A 19,915-nucleotide genomic window follows, 5' to 3' on the forward strand; every position below is an offset into this window, starting at 1 on the left:
TGTTGAAAAAAATCTGATAAAGAGGCGGGACAATTGGTTCTGCCTCTTTTATTTTGCATACTAATTATGACACAACCACACAAGCCAACAGGAATTCAGACAGCTATCTTGATGCTGGAAGACGGAAATGTTTTTTACGGTAAAGCTTTTGGAAAAATCGGGACTGCAACCGGTGAAATTTGTTTCAATACCGGTATGACAGGATACCAGGAAGTATTTACTGATCCCAGCTATACCGGCCAGATCATCATTATGAACAATGTGCATACAGGTAACTACGGCACATTTGTGAAAGATGTAGAAAGCAACAGTGTAAAGATTAAAGGACTGATAGGACGTAACCTGGAAGACCGTTACTCAAGATATTATGCTGATCATTCTTTACAGCAATACTTAGAAGCACAGAATATTGTGGCGATTGAAGATGTAGATACAAGAGCTCTTGTGGCACATGTGCGTACGAAAGGTGCTATGAACTGTATTATATCATCTGAAACAATGGATGAAGCAAAACTGAAAGATGAGTTAGCAAAAGTTCCATCGATGGAAGGGTTGGAATTAGCAAGTACCGTGAGCACCAAAGAAGCATTTACAATGGGTGACGAAAAATCACCTGTACGTATTGCTGTGATGGATTTTGGTACAAAGCTGAATATTTTACAGTGCATGGTTGATCGTGGCGCTTTCCTGAAAGTATTCCCTGCTAAAACGAAAGTGGATGAATTAAAAGAATTCAATCCAAACGGATACTTTATTTCAAATGGTCCCGGCGACCCTGCAAGCATGGACTATGCAATTGAAACAGTGAAAAATATCATCAGCGAAAAGAAGCCAACCTTCGGTATTTGCCTGGGACATCAGTTGCTTGCTTTGGCGAATAATATCCCCACTTTTAAAATGCATCATGGGCACAGAGGATTGAATCATCCTGTAAAGAATATGATTACAGGCTTATGTGAAATCACTACACAGAACCATGGCTTTGGTGTTGATCCGGAAGCAGTACGTAAAGCTGAGAATGTAGAAATAACTCATCTGAATTTGAATGATGGTTCTATTGAAGGAATCAGGTTGAAAGATCGTCCGGCTTTCTCGGTGCAACATCACCCCGAAAGTACGCCTGGCCCGCACGACAGCCGCTACCTGTTCGATGATTTTATACAAATGATTCAAAAGAGTTTAAATTAATAAGAAGCCCCGACCGAAACGTTGGGGCTTTTCATCTGCAGTTGTTTCTTATATTTATATTATGAAGAAGATCGCCATCATTAACGGCCCCAACTTAAATCTGCTTGGTAAAAGAGAAACAGATATTTATGGAAATAAACCATTTGAAGATTTTTTAAATGAGTTGAAAGCGAAATTTCCAACTGTCGAGTTTCATTATTACCAGAGTAATGTAGAAGGTGAGTTGATCAATGAACTGCAGCGTGTGGGTTATTCATTTGATGGAATTGTATTCAACCCTGCAGGTTATACGCATACTTCTGTAGCTATTGGCGATGCCATTGCTGCTATTAAAACTCCTGTAGTTGAAGTGCATATCTCTAATGTACATGCAAGGGAAGATTTCAGAAAGCTTTCTCATGTAAGCGGAAAAGCAGTTGGGAGTATTTTTGGGCTGGGGCTTAAGGGGTATGAATTGGCAGTGACATATCTGATACAATAAATTTACTTTTTTAGCAATGGAATTTGCTGGTTGAAATACTTGTTTAGAATAATTCTGAAAGTATTGGGTGAGAAGAGGCTATCGGATATCTGGCTGTAGTCCTGATCAGGGAAATAAATGGCCGAAAGAATTTTATATTTATTATCGACGGAGTATTTATTCAGATCAAACATTCTATATCCGTGATCGCCCTGTACAATGATAATTGCAGGGCGTTGATTCCCTTCTCTGATTTTTGCTGTTAGATTTATGATAAACTTTCTTGTATATTCCAGTTGTGACAAATAGGTTTCATTAGAAGAGTAATCATTGAGATAAGTTTCATAAGTCCAGTGAATTACATTTCCTTCCCTGTTAAATTTATAAGGGAGATGTGGAAGAAAAAAATGCCCATAAAAAAATTTGGGTTTATTTGCCTGCAAAAGTAATGAAGAGTCAATTAAATGAACAATCTCTTTTGTATAAGCAACTTCTTTTTTAATTGTGGAATTCAGATCTCCAATAAATTTTCGTTTATAAAGATTGGTATAGTTCCAGCTCAAGTCTTCCTTTATCCTGTTGAAAAATGTTTGCTTTCGTATCATATCTTCAGGAGTATTCCAGTCTAAATAATTTCGAACAAGAGATGGTTTTTTTTTCACGTCAAAAATACTGGCGTTAATAAAGTTGTATCCGTTAGTCTGCAGAAAAGGGATAAGCTTATTATCAGTAAGATTATCTCCGACAGCATTGAGTTCTTTAAATGTAAAATCAGCAGTATTGTTTGAATGAAATTCATTTAAACCCAAAAGAGAGTAAAGAGAAGGCACAGTATAAGGAAATTGACTTGTTGCATTGGAGGAAACCTTAAACCCCAGGTTGGTTAAGCTGCTGTCTAAAGCCGTATTGTCATAGTTAAACAGTGTTTTCAACGATTTGCTGCTTGGGTGCTCATCAAAAATTAAAAGATAGATGTCAGGTTTTAACTCATTTGATATGTTCACCTGTTTTAATTGCACTTCATTTGTTATCTGAAGTGAGTTTCTCGATTTGAGTTTTTCAGGGCCAATGCCTGCAAGCCTGATTATATCAAATGCAAGTAAGGATAGGAAAGTAATTGATAAAAAGAGATGTGTTGTATAAAAGTTTTTTTTGTTTTTGAAAAGCTGTATATGAATATATGTGATCAGAATAAACAGGAGTGGAATAAGCACCGAGTATTTAAACAAAAAGTGGAGATACGGGAGATCTTTAAATTCTTTTATAAGAGGACCGGTAAAAAAATAGATGCAAAGCAAAACTGTAGTAATGAGTGAGGCTTTTTGTAAATCCTTCAGTAGTAACCGGTAAACCAGTATTAACAAAAGCGGCGCAGTTAACCATACTGCTATTGACCAGGATAATTTACTAAAATCAGTAAGCCCCAAAAAATCAACATAGTTGTGAATTATAAAAAACAATGGGACTAAAAAACAATGCAGGGGAGCGGGCCATATTTTTTTCAGGTATTGCATTTAAGCCGGTTTTCAATTTGTTATTTCTGCTTTGTAATCTTTTCAGTCTTTCGGATTGTTTCCTTTTGTTGAGTAACAAGTGTGCTGCTGTCTTTTAGTAAGGGCAAACCCGCAGCAAAATATTTGTTTAATACAATTCTGAAAGTATTTACCGGAGAGAGTGAATCGTATAGCATTTCATATTTCTGATCAGGAAAATAAACTGCATTGAGATTCTGAAATGTATATCCTGCTTTATTCCCTTCGGATGTTCTGTATCCATGATCGCCTTCAACGATGATGATTGTATTCTTTTTATTGTGCTGTTGTATATAAGCAACAAGTTCTTGAATCACTTTGTCTGCAAAAACAACCTGGTTAAAATAGGCTTCTGCATCATCTTCTCTATGTTTGATAATTGTTTGCTCAGCTGTTTTTACTTTTCCGGTGCTGTCAAACGTATAAGGTTCATGAGGAAGCATAAAATGCCCATAAATGAATTTCGGGTGGCCGGTTTGAGAACAGGAATTTTTGATCAGCGCTTTAGTAGTATCAAAAAGCAGTTTCTTTTCATTATTTCTTACATCAATGATCTGCATCTGCTGTTCTTTTATAAAGCCAATATCAATTTTAGAATAATTCCAGAAAACATCCCTGTAAATACGGCCGGGCAGAGTTTTATAATAGTAATGACTTTCTTTGAGGCTGTTGAAGTAAGATACTCCCGGCCAATCTGGGTTTGCATAGGAAACAGGTTGATAACTTTTCGTTTGATATCCTTCTTTCTTCAGAATTGAAAAAAGCGAATTGTTGAGGATGGAGGCTGAACCCCAGAAATATGCTTTAGGATCATTCATAACCGGAGCAATCCAGTTGGGCAGATAATCCATGTTGAATGTACTGCTGAGTGAATGAATGGTCCAGTTGTAATTTGCTTTTGCATCAGCAGCAACATAAAAACCATGCTGCAGAAGGAATGTATCAAGCTTGTAATTATTCTTTCCAAAATTTTCCTGCAAACTTTTTGATGATGCCATGGCATCAAATACAAGAAAATAGATATCAGGCTTTAAGGAATCAGGTGTTATTTGCAGTGGGTTATATTCATTAAAAGCGTTAAACCGGAAGTCAATGAGATTGTGAACGCTTTTGTCCAGCCTGTATCTTTTAACACTGTTTGGGATTTCCGATAAAATCAAAATCACAAAAAGCAGGTTCAGAAACAGGTAAAGTTCAGCGAAGCTGCTTCTTCTTTTACGCAGGTAGATTAACAGGATCACAAACAACAGCACAAGTATTGGTAATATACCTGTGAACTTAGTAAGAAACGGAGATAGGTTTAACTGCTTCAAACTATCGTGCAGATAGCCAAAGCTGAGGCATATGAGACAGAAGAAAAATGTAAAAATTGCAGCTTTTGCCCCATTTCTGAAAAGCAGGAAGCTTATAGTCAACACAACGAGTGTACCTGTTACGATAAACAGAAAATTAACAAGCAGGAATTTTACACTGAGAAAGCCGAATAATTCATTGTACCCGCTGTAAATAAAAAAAACAGGCAGTAACAGCAGAAAGAACGGCCAGGCTTTGAGAAATGTTTTTACTTTTTGGTAGAACAGGTTCATACTGCTATTTTTCTCCCGGTAATGTATAAGGAATGAAAATACTGCTATCTTTTAATAAAGAGAGATTTGATGAAAAGAATTTATTCAGCACTGCACGAAAGCTGTTCACAGGGCTGATAGAGGGGTAAAGATTTTGGTAATCTTCATCAGGATAATAAATACTATTCAGGTTATCGTAGATCATATACCCTTTTTCACCGTAGATATTGCGGTATCCATGATTGCCTTCGAGGATGATGACTGTATTTTTTTATTACTGGTTTTAATGTGAGAAACAAGCCCGTTAATGAGATTATTTGCAAATTTCACCTGCTCAATAAAAGCCTGCTGCTGTTCTGCTTCAGATAGCTGTATTGTTTTTTCAACCGGCTTTAGTTTTCCTGTGCTGTCAAATATATACGGATCATGCGGCAATTGAAAATGGGCATATATAAATTGAGGTGAACTTCTTTTTAATGAGCAACTGTTTTTTACAAGATCAGCGGTCATATGCAAATCGTCTTCCGCCTGTTTATTTCTTTTCGCATACTTTGAAAGTGTAAAATCAGCAATGATTCTCAGCTTTAGTCTGGAAAGATTCCAGCCCAAGTCCCTATAAATACGTCCCGGCAATGTTTTATAGAAGTAATTCATGTACAGCATATCCTTGAAAAAGAGATTCCCTTTCCAGTCTTTATTAGTGAATGAGATTGACTGATACTGAGAAATGCTGTAACCTTCTTTTCTCAGAATTCTTGTTAAAGAATTGTCGACAATTGATGAGGCAGCTTTGAAATACATTTTCGTTTCATCCTGGTAAAAATCAACCCTAGGTGTGTAATCCATATTCAACGTACTGCTGACTGATAATACAGTGAGGTTATAATTACTCTTTGAATTATGGCTGATATGGAAGTTTTCATTGAGCAAAAAACTATCCAGCGAACTGTTGTCATAGTTCCAGCTTGTTTTCATTGCTTTGGTTGACGGCATGGCATCAAACACAAGGAAATAGATATCCGGTTTGGCTGAATCAGAAACCTGTATTTGCGGATTGAAACTGTTAAATGCGTTGAACCTGTTATCAAGAAGGTTATTTCCTTTTTTAAATTTACTGAAATTAATAACTGCATCTGCAATTTCATAAGCAAGCAGAAATAAAAGGAGCAGGTTTAGGAATTGAAACGAGCGGATAAATAAGGACTTACTCTTCTTCAAATAGATGAAAAGCATGATAAAAAGCAGTAAGAAGAAAGGAATAATAAATGTATAGCTACTGAAGAAACCTTCATGAAGCAGTTTTTTCAGAACATCATGTATTGTTCCAAATACAAGCATGAACAATAACAGCCAGAAAGTAAACAAAGCATTTTTTCCCTTCTTTCTGAATAAAGCAGCCGCAAGAAGGTATAAAACCGCAGCACAAAAAAGAACAGCAATTAAATTGAACAGAACGAATTGGAAAGGAAAGAAACCAAAGAAGTCATTATACCCGTGCGCAATGAAAAAAAACGGCAATAAAACCAGGAAGTATGGTTTCTTCTGCAGGGCCGATAATAGCTTTTCCTTCATGGTAAGCTGTGTGGTTTACTGTTGTTTCTGAAAGTGATATAACACCCTTACTGAACCCGGAACAGGTATTTTAGTTTTCAATTCAAACTGATTTTCAAAAACAGTTTGAAAATGATCCTCAGTATAGTTTTCAAAAATATCCTTTCTCCAGGTTAGCATTTCTTTCACTTTCGGATCTTCTTTTGGCACAAATTCAATCACCAACTGGCTGCATGACTCTGCAAAGAAAACAGCAAGTTGTTCAAACGATAGATTCTTTCCAATTGCAAGGTGATGAATCAGCGCCAATGCAAAACCCACATCAAATTTTTCCGACTGAAAAAAAGCAGGGCGTTCAGTATTCACCCATCCCATATCAGGAGATGGGTAAGTAAGATCAACAACCAGTGGTAAAATGTTCTTCTGCTTTTGTTTTGTAAGTGTTGTATAAAATGAATTGATACAGGCACTGTCAAAGTCTGTTGCAATAACAAGCGCTTCTTTTTTGCAGAGTAAAGAAAACTCACCTTCATTTGCACCAAGATCAATAACCGTGTTATAAGTCATTTTCTCAAGTAATGATGAAACCAGTTTCTTTTTTTCCGAAAGATAGTTTACACTCAATATTGTTTCTTCGTAATAGTTATTCCAGGTTGTAGTGGTTTCAGGAACTGAAAGTCCTTTAATACAATCATACAGGCTTTGAATGATTTGCTCAATATTTTTTACGGATACCTTTCTTGTTGCTTTCGTTTCTTTTGAAGTCTTCTTTCCTGAAAGTTTTGCATGTAAATGCACATGCAGATAAACAACAGGGTTGAGCTTTGTTTTAAAAGGCAGCAGTTTTGCAGTTAACTGCGCAGGAATTCCATCAGGATAACTCAGTAATAATTTATGCACTTCAAGACCCTTATGTGCAACAAGCAGCAATGGATTGAGAAAGCATTCACAAAACTGGCGGTAGGCAATCCATGATTCACCTTGTTCATATGTTTCAAACGAAATGGTATCTATCAGCTTTGCTTTACCATCAACAAACTGAATATTTGTATGCGAAGCATCTTTTAAGATCATTCCTTTTTTCAGAGATGCTTTACAAATTGAAAGTGTAGCTAATGCAGCATCCTTCAACTGTTCAAAACTCCATTCCCATGCATAAGAGATAAAGGGAATCTGTTGCGGTTGTAATGTTTTATACCAGTCAGTTCTCCCTGTATGATTATCATTTACTTCTGTAAACGGGAGCAGTAAGTTTTGTTTGATTAATTCTGCAGCAAGCCCTGATGATTGCAGCTGGTCATAATGCGGCTGATAAACAGATGAGACAAACCTGTAAACAGTTCCATCTTTTTCATAAATAAATCCGGATGGATCACGGAACGAAGCAGGATGATGATTAATCAGTTGATTCATTCTTTTCTTCTTCTGTTTCCGGTTTTGGTTTACTGAAGAAACTTTTGATCCGGTTCCATGCACTCTTGAAATAAAACAATGCACCCAATGCAGCAGCAATGATCACCTCTATCAGGTAACTGCCGCTTCCGGGATCAAGGTATAATAACTGCATCATAAGTAACGTAGATTGGTCTTTGGCGTTAATGCAAGCAAGGTCTCGTAAATCAGGTGAATGGTATTTTCAACATCACTCTTATGCAGCATTTCAACAGTAGTATGCATATAACGTAAAGGAATACTGATCAGAACCGAAGGGCAACCATCATTCGCATAGGCAAATGAATCGGTATCTGTTCCTGTACTGCGGCTCAAGGCACGCCATTGAACATCAATTTTTTTCTTTTCTGCAATATCAGCTACAAAATCGAGAAGCTTATTGTGAACTGCAGGTGCAGTTGCAAGCGACGGACCTTTGCCACAACTGATATCTCCTTCAACGATCTTACTGATCATAGGAGTGGTTGTATCATGTGTTACATCAGTTACAATCGCAACATCCGGTTTAATTCTGCGGGCAATCATTTCTGCTCCCCGTAACCCGATTTCTTCCTGTACAGCGTTTACAATATATAATCCAAAGGAAGTTTCTTTTTGTTTTCTTTCAGCAGCCTCGCCACTTCAGCAATCATAAAACCACCAATGCGGTTATCAAATGCACGGGCAATATAATAGTCATGCGCCAGTTCATCAAAACCTTCTTCATAGGTAACAACACATCCTATTTTAATGCCTAATGCTTCTACTTCTCTTTTCGTTCTTGCACCGCAATCAAGCCATAGATTATCTACTTTAGGTTGTGGCTCTTTTGCATCAGGGCTGCTGTGGCGTGTGTGAATAGCGGGCCATCCAAACACAGCTTTCACCATTCCTTTTTTACCGTGGATCAATACACGTTTCGCAGGAGCAATCTGGTGATCAACACCTCCATTGCGTTTTAAGTAAATTAATCCATCAGAGGTAATATAATTTACAAACCAACTGATCTCATCAGTGTGTGCTTCTATCACAACTTTAAATGAGTGTTCAGGATTTAGCACACCAACTGCTGTTCCATAGGAATCAGTAAAATGCGTATCGATATATGGTTTGATATATTCAAGCCAAACTTTCTGTCCGCTGGTTTCAAAACCAACAGGAGAATGGGTATTATGATAATTTTTCAGAAAGTCGAGTGAGGCAGCGGTGAGTATTGATTTCTTCTTAGTTGTTTTTGTTGCTTTTGCCATCGTTCATGGTTTTAGCAAATGTAATTAAAACAGGAGGAATAAACTCAACAGGGAAGAAAGGATCAGCACACCGTCAACCCAACCGAGATAAAAAGATCATTGTCCTGCCGTTTTGATTCCCGCAGCAGATAGATTAGTACCAGGCCCGGAATGATTTGCAGCAGATGAGCAGAATTGCTGAAACGGTATGCAAGAAACACAACGGTGAAGAGATAAATCAAAACATTGATCAGAAAGAAAACAGTAAACTGTTTTTCATTCATCAGGTTGGCCGGAGTATGTACGCCCGATTCAAAATCACGGAGTTTATCCCTGTAATCAAAGATCATCGTGGCTAATGCTACCAGCAGAATACGGCTGGCAAAAAGAAAAATTTCATTCAGCTCCGGTTCAACATGAAAGAAAGCCAGTGGCAGCACAACAGTGGCATACGACCATACAAAGCCGATAAAATAGCTTTTGATGAATGTAAGATAAGAAGGAAGCTTAATGGGTTTCTTTAACAGCAGCGGAGCCGTATAGCTTGCGTTGATCAGGATTGAAATAAGAATAAGTACTGTAATCTCTCTGATCTTCCACCAGAACCAAAGCATAGCCAGCAGTGTAAGCAGGTTAAAAATTAGCGTAAAGGTTTTTGTTCTGTGAAACCATAGCAATTGATCTGTTGATGTGCTTTTTTGTGCGGCTAAAGTAAAATGCACATTATAGCTTAGCAGGGTTGCAAAGAATACAAAAGAAATCAGCGTAAGAGGATAATCAAAAAGGGAATAGAACATCTTTGTCTGCACACATAATGCAGCTGCACATAATGCAATAACAATATGATGGAAAAAGAAAAAGCGGAAGATGGCTTTCATCTGCCTGCAAATAGTTTATAAAGGAAAAGCAATCACTGCGGTTTTGAGCGTATCACTTTTGTTGCCAGCCTTATCTTTTACAACAAACCGGAAGTAAGAAGTGTCTTTCCGTGGTGGGCAGGCAGGGCCTCCTAATAATGCGTATCCTTCAACATTAAGTGTTGAAAAACGAACCCTGAATAGAACCTTCTGGTTAGATGAATTAGGGTAGTCAGGAATTTTATAATCAAGATTGGTGAGGATTGAGTTTCCCGGACAAGGGACGTTGGCAGCATCTACTTTCTGAATGAAAATACTATCTTCCACATCACCTTCCTTATCAGTTACTTCAAAATCAATTTCAACGGCTGATCCGGTTCCATTTAACGTAGTAATGGTACCCACTGTCAGATCTTTGATCTTTAATTGAGGTTTTGTTTGATATTTATCTTTTTTACATCCAGCAAGGATACCGGCAAATAGGAAAAGAAATAATAGTTTTGCTCTCATTCGGAATTGTTCTTATTTCAAATTTAAGCATTAATACAGCATTAAAAAATTGATTCCTCCTTTTGTTAACAATCTTTTTGAAGTAAATGCCGCTAATTTCAACACGGCAGCACATAATGCATTCCGTTTTCAATATGAAAACAGTGCTGTTTATCAGTCATTCTGTAAAGCATTGAAGATTGATGCGGAGCAAGTACCCGCTGATCAGCAGATCCCTTTTTTACCGATCGGATTTTTCAAAACGCATAACGTAGTGTCAACCACTTTTCAGCCGGAAGCTGTTTTTGAAAGCAGCGGCACATCACAAACCATTCAGAGTAAACATGCTGTCAAAAGCCTTGCTCTGTATGAAGATTCTTTTTTCAATGCGTTTCAACTGCAGTATGGAAACCCTGAAAACTGGTGCTTTCTCGGGCTGCTGCCTTCTTATTTGGAACGCAGTCATTCATCATTGGTATATATGGTAAAGCGCCTGATGGATGAAAGTCAGCATCTCAACAATGGGTTTTATCTTAACGAATTTGATAAATTGTATGATACACTGAAACTTCTTGAAACAAACGGACAGCAAACGATGTTAATAGGGGTAACATTTGGTTTGCTTGATTTTGCAGAGAAATATCAACTGCATTGTTATAACACAACCATTATGGAAACCGGTGGAATGAAGGGCAGGAGAGAAGAGTTGACAAGAGAAGAAGTACATCAGTTACTTAAGAAAAGTTTTGGGGTAAAGACAATTCATTCTGAATACGGAATGACGGAACTGCTGAGCCAGGCTTATTCAGCAGGAGATGGATTGTTTCATTGTCCGCCATGGATGAAAGTACTGGTAAGAGATGAAGATGATCCCTTGCAGATGCATACAGTTGGGAAAGGTGCATTAAATATTATCGACCTTGCTAATTTGTATTCCTGTTGCTTTATTGCAACCGATGATGTGGGCGAAGTGTATGAAGATGGCAGTTTCAGGGTGTTGGGCCGAATGGATAACAGCGATATACGTGGATGCAGCTTATTAGCTTTATAATTGACTATGCTTACAGAAAAGTTACAGATGTTTCAGAACCGTTTAGCGAAAGTGTATAAACACCGGAGCAAACAGGCGAAGCGTATGCATATATCCTGTTACCGTTTGTATGATAAGGATTTGCCGGAGTTTCCCGTAAGTATTGATATTTATGGAGAGAAAGTTTGTTTGAGTGAATACAGGGCCAAACATCATTTAACGGAAGATGAACATATGGATTGGCTGAATGGTACAGCAGCAGTTATTGCTGATGTACTGCAGGTTGATGATGAACATATTTATACGAAGGAACGCCGAAGGAAAACAGATCGGTTATCACAATACCAGAAGGTAAGTGAAGAGAAGGAGTTTTTTGAAGTGGAAGAAAATGGACTGAAGTTTTTAGTCAATCTTTCTGATTATCTTGATACAGGTTTGTTTCTCGATCACCGCATTACAAGAAAAATGCTGATGGATGAATCCAAAGGGAAAAAAGTACTCAACCTCTTTGCTTATACAGGATCGTTCAGTGTATATGCGGCTGCAGGAGAAGCTGAGGAAGTAGTTACTGTTGATCTTTCTAACACTTATATCGATTGGGCAAAAAAAATTTTGAAGCAAATTTTCTTGTCGATCACCGGAAGTACAAATTTGAAGTGGCTGATGTAAAGCAATACCTGCAAACGCTTACACCCAATACATTTGATCTTGTGATCATGGATCCGCCAACCTTCAGTAACAGTAAAAAAATGAAGGATTTCCTGGATATTCAGAAAGATCATGTTGAACTGATCAATCAGACATTCAGGGCTATGAAAACGGGTGGGGTTTTGTACTTCAGCAATAATGCAACAAGGTTTGAACTCAATAAAGATGCTATCGAGGCATCGGTGATCAATGATATAACCAAGGCAACCACTCCCTTTGATTTTGAGGGAAAACTCAGGCGCTGGTGCTGGAGAATGATCAAATAAGCCATAATTCATGCTTATTTTCAGTTATTATCTGAAAATCAATTCTTTTTGATTGGATTTTACAATGAAAATCCCTAATTTTTCGTTTCAGTTTAATATCCTACAATCCAATTCTATGAAACCAGTACTTTCTTCATTCAAGGGAAATCCCCGTCTTAAGCAGATTCTCGCATTTTCGGCAGTTATTCTTGTTTTATTTGTTGGCATTGCTGTGAACTATATCATAGAGTTGAAAGTTCTTCATTCGGTTCAGGATCACAATGCAAAAAACGACTCAGTTATTCTGCAGCAAAAGTATCAGCAGGTTGTAGAAAAGACGATGTTTTTGATTTCACAGGCAGATCACAGTCTTGAACGGTTTATTCAAACCGGCGATTCAGCAAAGCTGGAAGAATTTAAGAACAACAGCACAATCGTTGGGGGAAACCTAGAATTGATAAAGACAAGCTATGCGGTGTATGTTCCAAAATACCTGGTTAATATTTTTATTCATAAAGCAAAAAACAGGCTTGCACTTAATAACGAAATTCTTGAAACATACACTGCCAAAGGAGCAGGGAAAGCATTGGAGATTTTAAATGGCGGAGAAAACAAACGGAATCTTTCAGAGCTTTCTTATGGAGCACAAGAGTTGGTGAACACAATGAGTTCAAAAATTTCCTCATTGAATCTTGCTATTGCCTCAGAAAGAACATCCATGCTGAACCTTGATAAGAAATGGAACCTGATCTCTTTGGTTTTTATGCTGCTGATTGCTTTTCTGGTGTTATATAAAATGATTGAAACAAACCGGTTAAATAACAGTCTTTCCATTGCTGTTCAAAAAGAACACAGTGCATTGATGGTAAAAGATCAGTTTATTTCAAATGTTACACATGAATTACGTACACCTTTAAATTCCATTATCGGTTATACAAACCTGCTGCTGAAAAAAGATCATAACCAGGAAACAAAGCAATGGATCTATGCCATGAAAGTTTCCGGCAACCTGTTGATGGAAGTAATCAATGATGTACTCGATTATTCTAAACTTGAATCAGGCTATATACAGTTTTCAAAAGAACCATTTGCGCTGAATGATGTATTGAGTAACCTGAAGAACGTAATACAAAACCGTGCAGACAGTAAAAATCTGCTGTTAATTATTGAAAAAGATGAGCAGGTGCCTGTTCATTTGCTGGGCGATGAAAAGAAACTGATGCAACTGCTTGTGAATTTAACCGGTAACTCCATCAAGTTTACAGATAGCGGAAGTATTAAAGTACAGGTGAAACTGGGAAAAATAACTGAAGGAAAAGCATGGCTCCAGTTTATTGTTTCTGATACAGGAATTGGTATTGACGAAAAGAAAATGCCTCATATTTTTGAACGTTTCTACCAGGTTGATTCAGGCTTGCAGAAAAAATACTTTGGTACGGGTCTTGGCTTACCTATTGTAAAACAACTGGTGGAAATGCAGGGTGGAACTATTACAGCTGTTTCTTCACCGGGTATGGGAACAAAGTTTGAAGTGCTGTTACCCTATTTCATTGATACTGATGTTGAAATACATTCGTTGGTAGAAGAAATTGAAGTAATTGAAGAAGATGATGAAAGGAATGAGCAGCTGAAAATTTTAATAGTAGATGATAATGAAATGAACCGTGATTTACTTGGCTTCATTTTGAAAGAACATAATTATTCATTTGAAAAAGCAGAAAATGGATTGGTTGCGTTGAAAATGCTGAAATATAACAGTTACTATTTTATCATCATGGATGTACAGATGCCGCACTTAAATGGCATTGAAACAACAAGGAAAATCAGGGCTGAATTAAAAATACAGACTCCGGTTATTGGGCTAAGTGCATTCAGTCAGCCCGAAGAACAGCAGGCCAGTATTCATGCAGGGATGAACGCTTATCTCACCAAACCAATTGATGATGTAAAATTATTTGAACTGCTGGAATATTATAAAGACTGGAATGCATTGCCAACTCCTTCGCAGTTGAAACTGATCAACATTGAATACCTCGAACGCATAACAGGAGGCAGTAAAGAATATGTAGAAGAAGTGCTGTTGAAAGCAGCTGATCTGTTACCAACTGAAGTGAAAAAATTGCAGGATTCATTTGCTGCTGAAGATGCTGAACGGGTAAAAGAAGTGGCACATAATATGAAAACCACACTGGGAATTTTGGGTGTGAAGGAAGTTGTTTCGAATAAGGTAAGACAACTGGAAAAAGCTGATATAACGAAACCTTCTGAAAAAGAACAAATGAGTGTATTGGTGGCAGAATTAGATCATTCAGTCAAAATTGTACTGGAAGAATTAAAAGAATATTTAAACGCTGCCTGAATTTGACCGGCACGAAAATGTAAACAGGAAATGAGCAATTCGTCATCTTCCACTACATTTACAGAAACGATTGTGTTATGAACAAAGTTGTTTCAAATGCCAGTGAAGCAATCAATGATATTTCTAATGGAGCAACTCTCATGCTCGGTGGATTTGGATTGTGCGGTATTCCGGAAAATTGTATTTCAGCATTAGTTAAGAAAGGAATTAAAAACCTTACCTGCATTTCCAACAATGCAGGCATTGATGATTTTGGCATTGGTTTAATGCTGAAGCAAAAGCAGGTGAAAAAAATGATCTCTTCTTATGTTGGAGAGAATGCTGAATTTGAACGGCAACTGTTGAGCGGTGAACTGGAAGTTGAACTCATTCCGCAAGGAACCTTAGCTACACGTTGCATGGCTGCAGGTTATGGCATGCCGGCTATTTATACTCCGGCCGGAGTTGGAACAGAAGTAGCCGCCGGAAAAGAAATCAGAAACTTTAAAGGGAAAGATTATTTACTTGAGTGTGCATTGAATGCCGACTATGCAATTGTGAAAGCAGGGTAGGGTGATACGATGGGGAATTTAATTTTTAAAGACACTGCAAGAAATTTTAATCCCTTAATGGCAATGGCTGGAAAAATTACCATTGCTGAAGTGGAAGAATTAGTGGAAGCTGGTATACTTCATCCAAATGAAATTCATGTGCCCGGCATTTATGTACATCGCATTTTCCAGGGAAGTAATTATGAAAAGAGGATTGAACAGAGGACTGTAAGAAAAAAAATAGCTAATTAGTTAATGTGCTGATGGGCTAATGTTTTAGCTGCACCATCGGTTTAATTTTTATGCTGATTGTAGTTTAGGTTATCAGCATATCAGCAAATTGTCAAATTATCACATTGTTTGTTATGGCTTTAACAAAGAACAAATTGCACAACGCATTGCAAGGGAATTAAAAGATGGTTATTATGTTAATCTCGGCATTGGTATTCCAACGCTGGTCGCTAATTATATTCCCAAAGGCATTCATGTTGAATTGCAGAGTGAGAACGGCTTGCTGGGGATGGGGCCTTTTCCGTTTGAAGGAGATGAAGATCCTGATCTCATCAATGCAGGAAAACAAACCATCACCACATTGCCCGGTTCAGCATTCTTCGATAGCGCCATGAGTTTTGGAATGATCCGTGCAGGTAAAGTTGACCTCACTGTTCTTGGCGCAATGGAAGTAAGTGAACAGGGTGATATTGCTAACTGGAAAATCCCCGGTAAAATGGTAAAGGGAATGGGTGGAGCTATGGATCTTGTTGCCAGTGCAAAAAATATTATTGTGGCCATGATGCATACCAATCCCAAAGGTGAAAGCAAATTACTGCCTCAATGCGCTTTGCCATTAACAGGCATAAGGTGCGTGAAGAAGATTGTCTCTGATCTCGCCGTATTAGATGTTACGCCTGACGGATTTAAATTATTAGAAAGAGCTCCCGGTGTTTCAGTTGAAGAAATAATTGCTAAGACGGCAGGGAAGTTGACGGTGGAAGGGGAAGTGCCGGAGATGGTATTTTGAGTTTAAAAGGTTAAATTTGGTTTCAATATAAAGACTATGAGTAAAACAGAACTCATTCATAAAGCAGTGAAAACACTGGAAAAATTACCTGCTGATAAAATAAGCGAGGTAAATGATTTTGCAGAATATATACTTAAAAAATTTGAAGAAGATGCTCTGCAAAAGGAATTCAGCAGTTAGTAGCAGAATCCTCTTCGTTTCAGTTTCTGGCGAAAGAAGAGGAAGCTGTATATACAGCCAAAGACCTCAAAGAAAAATACAAATGATAAAAGGCGATATTATTCTTGTGCCTTTTCCCTTCACAGATTTATCGGGAAGCAAAACAAGACCTGCACTTGTATTATATACAGACGAACGTGATGTAACAGTTGCTTTTATTTCTTCTCAGGCACAAATTGCCGCACTTACAGATATTTTGCTCAAGCCGGATGAATTGAACAGGTTAAAACAGGTTTCTGTTATCCGTTTGAGTAAGCTGGCAACTCTTGACAGAGACATTGTATTGGGTAAACTGGGCGAGCTTTCAAAAGAGCAGTTAGGCTCAGTGAATCAAAACCTGATAGCCTTATTCCAATTGGGTTAATTTGATTTGTTGACGGCAGGAAATTTTCAAGGTCACAAATTGTGACCTTGAAGAATGGAAACTTGTTTTGAGGTTGCAAAATGAAACCTCAAGAGAAAACGGGCTTGATGAAGAAACTGCAGGATTTTTTTAAGAGAGATAGAAGACCTGGTTACTTCACAAAAATTGAAAAAGCACCTTGATCAACAGACCCCACTGACAGAGAGATAGGAATCCCATTTTTCCAAACTGTAGCTACCCAATTGCCATTGCCATCACCTCTTTTACCTCCTACGTAAACATCCGAACCTAAAACAAAAACTGAAAGTGCCATTGACGATTGATTTGGAATACCTCCTAACTCAACAGGGATACCATTTTTCCAAAGCTTTGCCTTGTATCCATAAGGAACATCTTCATACCCGGCAACATAAACATCATTATTTGTAACATAAACAGAGTAAGCAATATAAGTATTTGATTGACTGGGTAATGTTGTTGCATTTCCGTTTTTCCAAAGTCTTGCTACATATTTACCTCCTAAACTTTCATTCCCTGCAACAAAAACATCTGAGCCATCAACAAAAATTGAAAGGGCTTGTGAATTATTTAAAGTTGTTAGAAGATTTGTTTCAATTTTTCCGTTTTTCCATACGACTGCCAATGCCGTAAAATTGTTATATGATGTATACCGATGTATTATTCCTGTTGCATAAACATCAGATCCCGAAACAAATATTGAATTTACATAACTGCTGCTGTCCGAAATGTCTTTAGATAAGTTAAGTCCTGCACCATTTTTCCAAACACGGGCTGTCACATTATTGTTAGTACGAATTTCTGCGCCCCCCACATATACATCTTGTCCTGATACATAAACTGATCTTGCATAAGATCCATTAGTTAAGCCTTGATTCAAGTCAGTTATATTGCCGTTTTTTAGTAGCCTTGCCTGTGTCTTACCTAAATAATTTTCATTAGCTGCTATGTAAACATCTGATCCGGAAACAAAGAGTGATTGAGGGGCATATGCAAAATCCAGAGTAGAATTTTTAGTTCCTGTCTGGTTCTTCCAAAACATACTATACCGGCTGCCATTTAGTGTTTCTATGTAGCCGGCTGAATATATTGTCGGCGTATTTTCGTTATTGCTTTTTTTGGAACAGGAAGCGGAAACTAGAAAAAAGAAAAGAGAGCTTAAGGTGGCGAAGTTTAAGAGGTAACGTATCATTATTTCTAATTATTTCAGGTACAAGAAATAGAGTATTCAAAAGTAAATACTGTATGATTTAAATAAAGGATATAACAGGTAATTATTTTTACTATTTGATATTCCTGGTTTTGCAAACTGGTCCTTTTCTTGAATTGTAATTCCTTCACCTAAGGGCTGCCGGATTGCAGCGGCACCACAGCGTAGCGGAGGTACAGCGAAAAGCCGGAACCGTTGCTGAATAATATACAAACAGACCATAGCCCCACATTTTTTCGTGTAAATCCGTGTAACCTGCCTGTCGGAAGGTAGGTTCGTGGCAAACATTTTCAAAATTTCCCCACATTTTCCGCTTTTCGACACAATCTGTACTTTTTAGTATAGATTAATCTGTACTTTTGTGTACAGATTGAATGTTGAATATTTAAGAGTAACTGATTAAACAAAATGAATCATGAGTGAAATGCTCAATACATTGGAGCAAACCGCCCTCAGTGAGTACAAGTACGGCTGGGTTACGGATATTGAAGCTGATGAAGCTCCTCCGGGACTTAGCGAGGATATTGTACGCTTTATCAGCGCCAAAAAGAATGAACCTGAGTGGATGCTCGAATGGCGGCTGAAAGCTTACCGGCACTGGCTGAAAATGACAGAACCAACTTGGTCGAATGTGCACTATCCGAAAATTGATTACCAGTCCATCAAATATTACAGTGCCCCCAAGCAAAAGGTAACGGTTAACAGCTTGGATGAAATTGATCCTGAGCTAAGAGCAACATTTGAAAAACTCGGCATTTCATTAGACGAGCAAAAACGTTTAAGTGGTGTGGCAGTTGATGCGGTAATTGATTCGGTTTCTATTGCAACAACTTTAAAACGCAATTAGCCGAGCTGGGAATTATTTTCTGCAGCATGAGCGAAGCCATCAAGGAACATCCTGAACTTATCAAAAAATGGCTGGGTTCTGTTGTACCAATGACGGATAATTATTTTACTGCTCTCAATAGTGCTGTGTTCAGCGATGGAAGTTTCTGTTATATTCCAAAAGGTGTGAAGTCGCCCATGGAATTGAGCACTTACTTCCGTATCAACGCCGAAAATACAGGACAGTTTGAACGTACATTAATTGTGGCTGAAGAATCAAGCTATGTAAGTTATCTCGAAGGTTGTACGGCTCCCATGCGTGACGAAAATCAACTGCATGCTGCGGTTGTAGAAATTGTTGCACTCGATAATGCAGAAGTAAAATATTCAACCGTGCAGAACTGGTATCCTGGTAATAAAGAAGGCAAAGGCGGTATTTACAATTTTGTAACCAAGCGTGGTATCTGTGCAGGTGTAAATTCAAAGATCAGCTGGACACAGGTTGAAACAGGAAGTGCTGTTACATGGAAGTATCCAAGTGTGATTTTGAAGGATGATAACAGCCAGGGTGAATTTTATTCTGTTGCAGTAACCAATAATTATCAGCAGGCCGATACTGGCAGCAAGATGATGCACATTGGTAAAAACACAAGAAGCCGCATTGTATCCAAAAGGTATTTCAGCGGGCTTCAGTCAAAACTCTTACCGTGGTTTAGTGCAGGTTGGTAAGAATGCAGTCAACGCAAGAAACTTTTCTCAGTGCGATAGTTTGCTGCTGGGTGATAAATGCGGTGCTCATACATTTCCGTATATAGAAGTAAAGAACAGTACAGCGCAGGTTGAACACGAAGCAACAACTTCAAAGATTGGTGAAGACCAGATCTTTTATTGTAATCAGCGTGGACTGGATACTGAAACCGCCGTTGCATTAATCATTAATGGTTTTGCAAAAGAAGTAATGAATCAGCTGCCGATGGAGTTTGCAGTAGAAGCACAAAAGCTGCTGGCTATTTCACTGGAAGGAAGTGTAGGGTAAAAACCCCTCCGCCCCTAAAGGGGGACTGTTAACACTCAAAGTGAATGT

Annotated in this window: 15 protein-coding genes and 5 pseudogenes; 10 read left to right on the plus strand and 10 right to left on the minus strand. The window is 38.0% G+C overall.

The window, feature by feature from the left end; translation table 11 throughout:
- Nucleotides 1-66 precede the first annotated feature (66 nt).
- Together carA and aroQ are read left to right on the plus strand one after the other, a co-directional pair.
- Nucleotides 67-1,188: a glutamine-hydrolyzing carbamoyl-phosphate synthase small subunit gene (carA, locus tag IPK31_12160; protein MBK8088635.1), complete on the plus strand. Its 1,122-nt coding sequence runs from the start codon at nucleotides 67-69 to the stop codon at nucleotides 1,186-1,188.
- A gap of 61 nt (nucleotides 1,189-1,249) precedes the next feature.
- Nucleotides 1,250-1,669, plus strand: a complete 420-nt coding sequence (gene aroQ / locus IPK31_12165; protein MBK8088636.1) for a type II 3-dehydroquinate dehydratase — start codon at nucleotides 1,250-1,252, stop codon at nucleotides 1,667-1,669.
- 2 nt (nucleotides 1,670-1,671) lie between these two features.
- On the opposite strand, the gene IPK31_12170 is transcribed toward aroQ, so the two are convergent.
- From IPK31_12170 to IPK31_12210, 9 genes and pseudogenes are all read right to left on the minus strand, one after another.
- Complete coding sequence (locus IPK31_12170) at nucleotides 1,672-2,652, minus strand: sulfatase-like hydrolase/transferase (GenBank protein MBK8088637.1); 981 nt, start codon at nucleotides 2,650-2,652, stop codon at nucleotides 1,672-1,674.
- 530 nt (nucleotides 2,653-3,182) lie between these two features.
- The gene (locus IPK31_12175) at nucleotides 3,183-4,766 is read right to left on the minus strand and encodes a sulfatase-like hydrolase/transferase (protein MBK8088638.1); all 1,584 of its coding nucleotides are present in this window, start codon (nucleotides 4,764-4,766) and stop codon (nucleotides 3,183-3,185) included.
- A gap of 4 nt (nucleotides 4,767-4,770) precedes the next feature.
- Nucleotides 4,771-4,950 (minus strand): hypothetical protein, encoded by a 180-nt coding sequence (locus IPK31_12180; GenBank protein MBK8088639.1) that lies wholly within the window; start codon nucleotides 4,948-4,950, stop codon nucleotides 4,771-4,773.
- The gene (locus IPK31_12185) at nucleotides 4,947-6,317 is read right to left on the minus strand and encodes a hypothetical protein (GenBank protein ID MBK8088640.1); all 1,371 of its coding nucleotides are present in this window, start codon (nucleotides 6,315-6,317) and stop codon (nucleotides 4,947-4,949) included. The genes IPK31_12180 and IPK31_12185 overlap by 4 nt, the downstream gene beginning before the upstream one ends.
- A 15-nt stretch (nucleotides 6,318-6,332) precedes the next feature.
- Entirely contained in the window at nucleotides 6,333-7,709 is a 1,377-nt protein-coding gene (locus IPK31_12190) for an SAM-dependent methyltransferase (GenBank protein MBK8088641.1), read from the minus strand.
- Complete coding sequence (locus tag IPK31_12195; protein ID MBK8088642.1) at nucleotides 7,693-7,866, minus strand: hypothetical protein; 174 nt, start codon at nucleotides 7,864-7,866, stop codon at nucleotides 7,693-7,695. Before IPK31_12195 ends, IPK31_12190 begins: the two co-directional genes overlap by 17 nt.
- Nucleotides 7,863-8,977 (minus strand): annotated as a pseudogene (locus tag IPK31_12200) (M20/M25/M40 family metallo-hydrolase). The gene IPK31_12195 and the pseudogene IPK31_12200 overlap by 4 nt, the downstream one beginning before the upstream one ends.
- A 62-nt stretch (nucleotides 8,978-9,039) precedes the next feature.
- Nucleotides 9,040-9,834 (minus strand): hypothetical protein, encoded by a 795-nt coding sequence (locus tag IPK31_12205; GenBank protein ID MBK8088643.1) that lies wholly within the window; start codon nucleotides 9,832-9,834, stop codon nucleotides 9,040-9,042.
- Between the two features lie 15 nt (nucleotides 9,835-9,849).
- Nucleotides 9,850-10,323: a hypothetical protein gene (locus IPK31_12210; GenBank protein ID MBK8088644.1), complete on the minus strand. Its 474-nt coding sequence runs from the start codon at nucleotides 10,321-10,323 to the stop codon at nucleotides 9,850-9,852.
- A 52-nt stretch (nucleotides 10,324-10,375) separates the two neighbouring features.
- On the opposite strand from IPK31_12210, the gene IPK31_12215 reads away from it, so the two are divergent.
- The 7 genes and pseudogenes from IPK31_12215 (at nucleotide 10,376) to IPK31_12245 (ending at nucleotide 16,778) form a co-directional block, all read left to right on the plus strand.
- On the plus strand, nucleotides 10,376-11,353 hold the full coding sequence (locus IPK31_12215; protein MBK8088645.1) for an acyl transferase: 978 nt from the start codon (nucleotides 10,376-10,378) through the stop codon (nucleotides 11,351-11,353).
- A 6-nt stretch (nucleotides 11,354-11,359) separates the two neighbouring features.
- Nucleotides 11,360-12,306 (plus strand): annotated as a pseudogene (locus IPK31_12220) (class I SAM-dependent methyltransferase).
- Between the two features lie 115 nt (nucleotides 12,307-12,421).
- On the plus strand, nucleotides 12,422-14,644 hold the full coding sequence (locus tag IPK31_12225; GenBank protein MBK8088646.1) for a response regulator: 2,223 nt from the start codon (nucleotides 12,422-12,424) through the stop codon (nucleotides 14,642-14,644).
- A gap of 77 nt (nucleotides 14,645-14,721) precedes the next feature.
- A pseudogene (locus IPK31_12230) lies at nucleotides 14,722-15,426 on the plus strand (CoA transferase subunit A).
- Nucleotides 15,427-15,529: 103 nt separating this feature from the next.
- Nucleotides 15,530-16,195, plus strand: coding sequence for a CoA transferase subunit B (locus tag IPK31_12235; GenBank protein ID MBK8088647.1), 666 nt, complete (start codon nucleotides 15,530-15,532; stop codon nucleotides 16,193-16,195).
- Nucleotides 16,196-16,231: 36 nt separating this feature from the next.
- A pseudogene (locus IPK31_12240) lies at nucleotides 16,232-16,461 on the plus strand (hypothetical protein).
- The gene (locus IPK31_12245) at nucleotides 16,458-16,778 is read left to right on the plus strand and encodes a type II toxin-antitoxin system PemK/MazF family toxin (protein ID MBK8088648.1); all 321 of its coding nucleotides are present in this window, start codon (nucleotides 16,458-16,460) and stop codon (nucleotides 16,776-16,778) included. The pseudogene IPK31_12240 and the gene IPK31_12245 overlap by 4 nt, the downstream one beginning before the upstream one ends.
- Nucleotides 16,779-16,929: 151 nt before the next feature.
- Here IPK31_12245 and IPK31_12250 read toward each other — a convergent pair whose 3' ends face one another.
- Nucleotides 16,930-17,988 carry a hypothetical protein gene (locus IPK31_12250; protein ID MBK8088649.1) on the minus strand — a complete coding sequence of 353 codons (1,059 nt, stop codon included), beginning with the start codon at nucleotides 17,986-17,988 and terminating at the stop codon, nucleotides 16,930-16,932.
- A gap of 433 nt (nucleotides 17,989-18,421) precedes the next feature.
- Between IPK31_12250 and sufB the strand changes: the two are divergent.
- Nucleotides 18,422-19,867 (plus strand): annotated as a pseudogene (gene sufB / locus IPK31_12255) (Fe-S cluster assembly protein SufB).
- The last annotated feature ends 48 nt before the right edge of the window (nucleotides 19,868-19,915 follow it).

The organism is Chitinophagaceae bacterium, assembly GCA_016713085.1.
Lineage (GTDB): Bacteria > Bacteroidota > Bacteroidia > Chitinophagales > Chitinophagaceae > Lacibacter.

Coding starts and splice junctions, on each gene's coding strand:
- aroQ (MBK8088636.1), top strand. CDS start 1,250: ATGAAGAAGATCGCCATCATTAACGGCCCCAACTTAAATCTGCTTGGT.
- IPK31_12210 (MBK8088644.1), bottom strand. CDS start 10,323: ATGAGAGCAAAACTATTATTTCTTTTCCTATTTGCCGGTATCCTTGCT.
- carA (MBK8088635.1), top strand. CDS start 67: ATGACACAACCACACAAGCCAACAGGAATTCAGACAGCTATCTTGATG.
- IPK31_12185 (MBK8088640.1), bottom strand. CDS start 6,317: ATGAAGGAAAAGCTATTATCGGCCCTGCAGAAGAAACCATACTTCCTG.
- IPK31_12250 (MBK8088649.1), bottom strand. CDS start 17,988: ATGATACGTTACCTCTTAAACTTCGCCACCTTAAGCTCTCTTTTCTTT.
- IPK31_12245 (MBK8088648.1), top strand. CDS start 16,458: ATGATAAAAGGCGATATTATTCTTGTGCCTTTTCCCTTCACAGATTTA.
- IPK31_12180 (MBK8088639.1), bottom strand. CDS start 4,950: ATGATCTACGATAACCTGAATAGTATTTATTATCCTGATGAAGATTAC.
- IPK31_12225 (MBK8088646.1), top strand. CDS start 12,422: ATGAAACCAGTACTTTCTTCATTCAAGGGAAATCCCCGTCTTAAGCAG.
- IPK31_12195 (MBK8088642.1), bottom strand. CDS start 7,866: ATGATGCAGTTATTATACCTTGATCCCGGAAGCGGCAGTTACCTGATA.
- IPK31_12190 (MBK8088641.1), bottom strand. CDS start 7,709: ATGAATCAACTGATTAATCATCATCCTGCTTCGTTCCGTGATCCATCC.
- IPK31_12175 (MBK8088638.1), bottom strand. CDS start 4,766: ATGAACCTGTTCTACCAAAAAGTAAAAACATTTCTCAAAGCCTGGCCG.
- IPK31_12205 (MBK8088643.1), bottom strand. CDS start 9,834: ATGAAAGCCATCTTCCGCTTTTTCTTTTTCCATCATATTGTTATTGCA.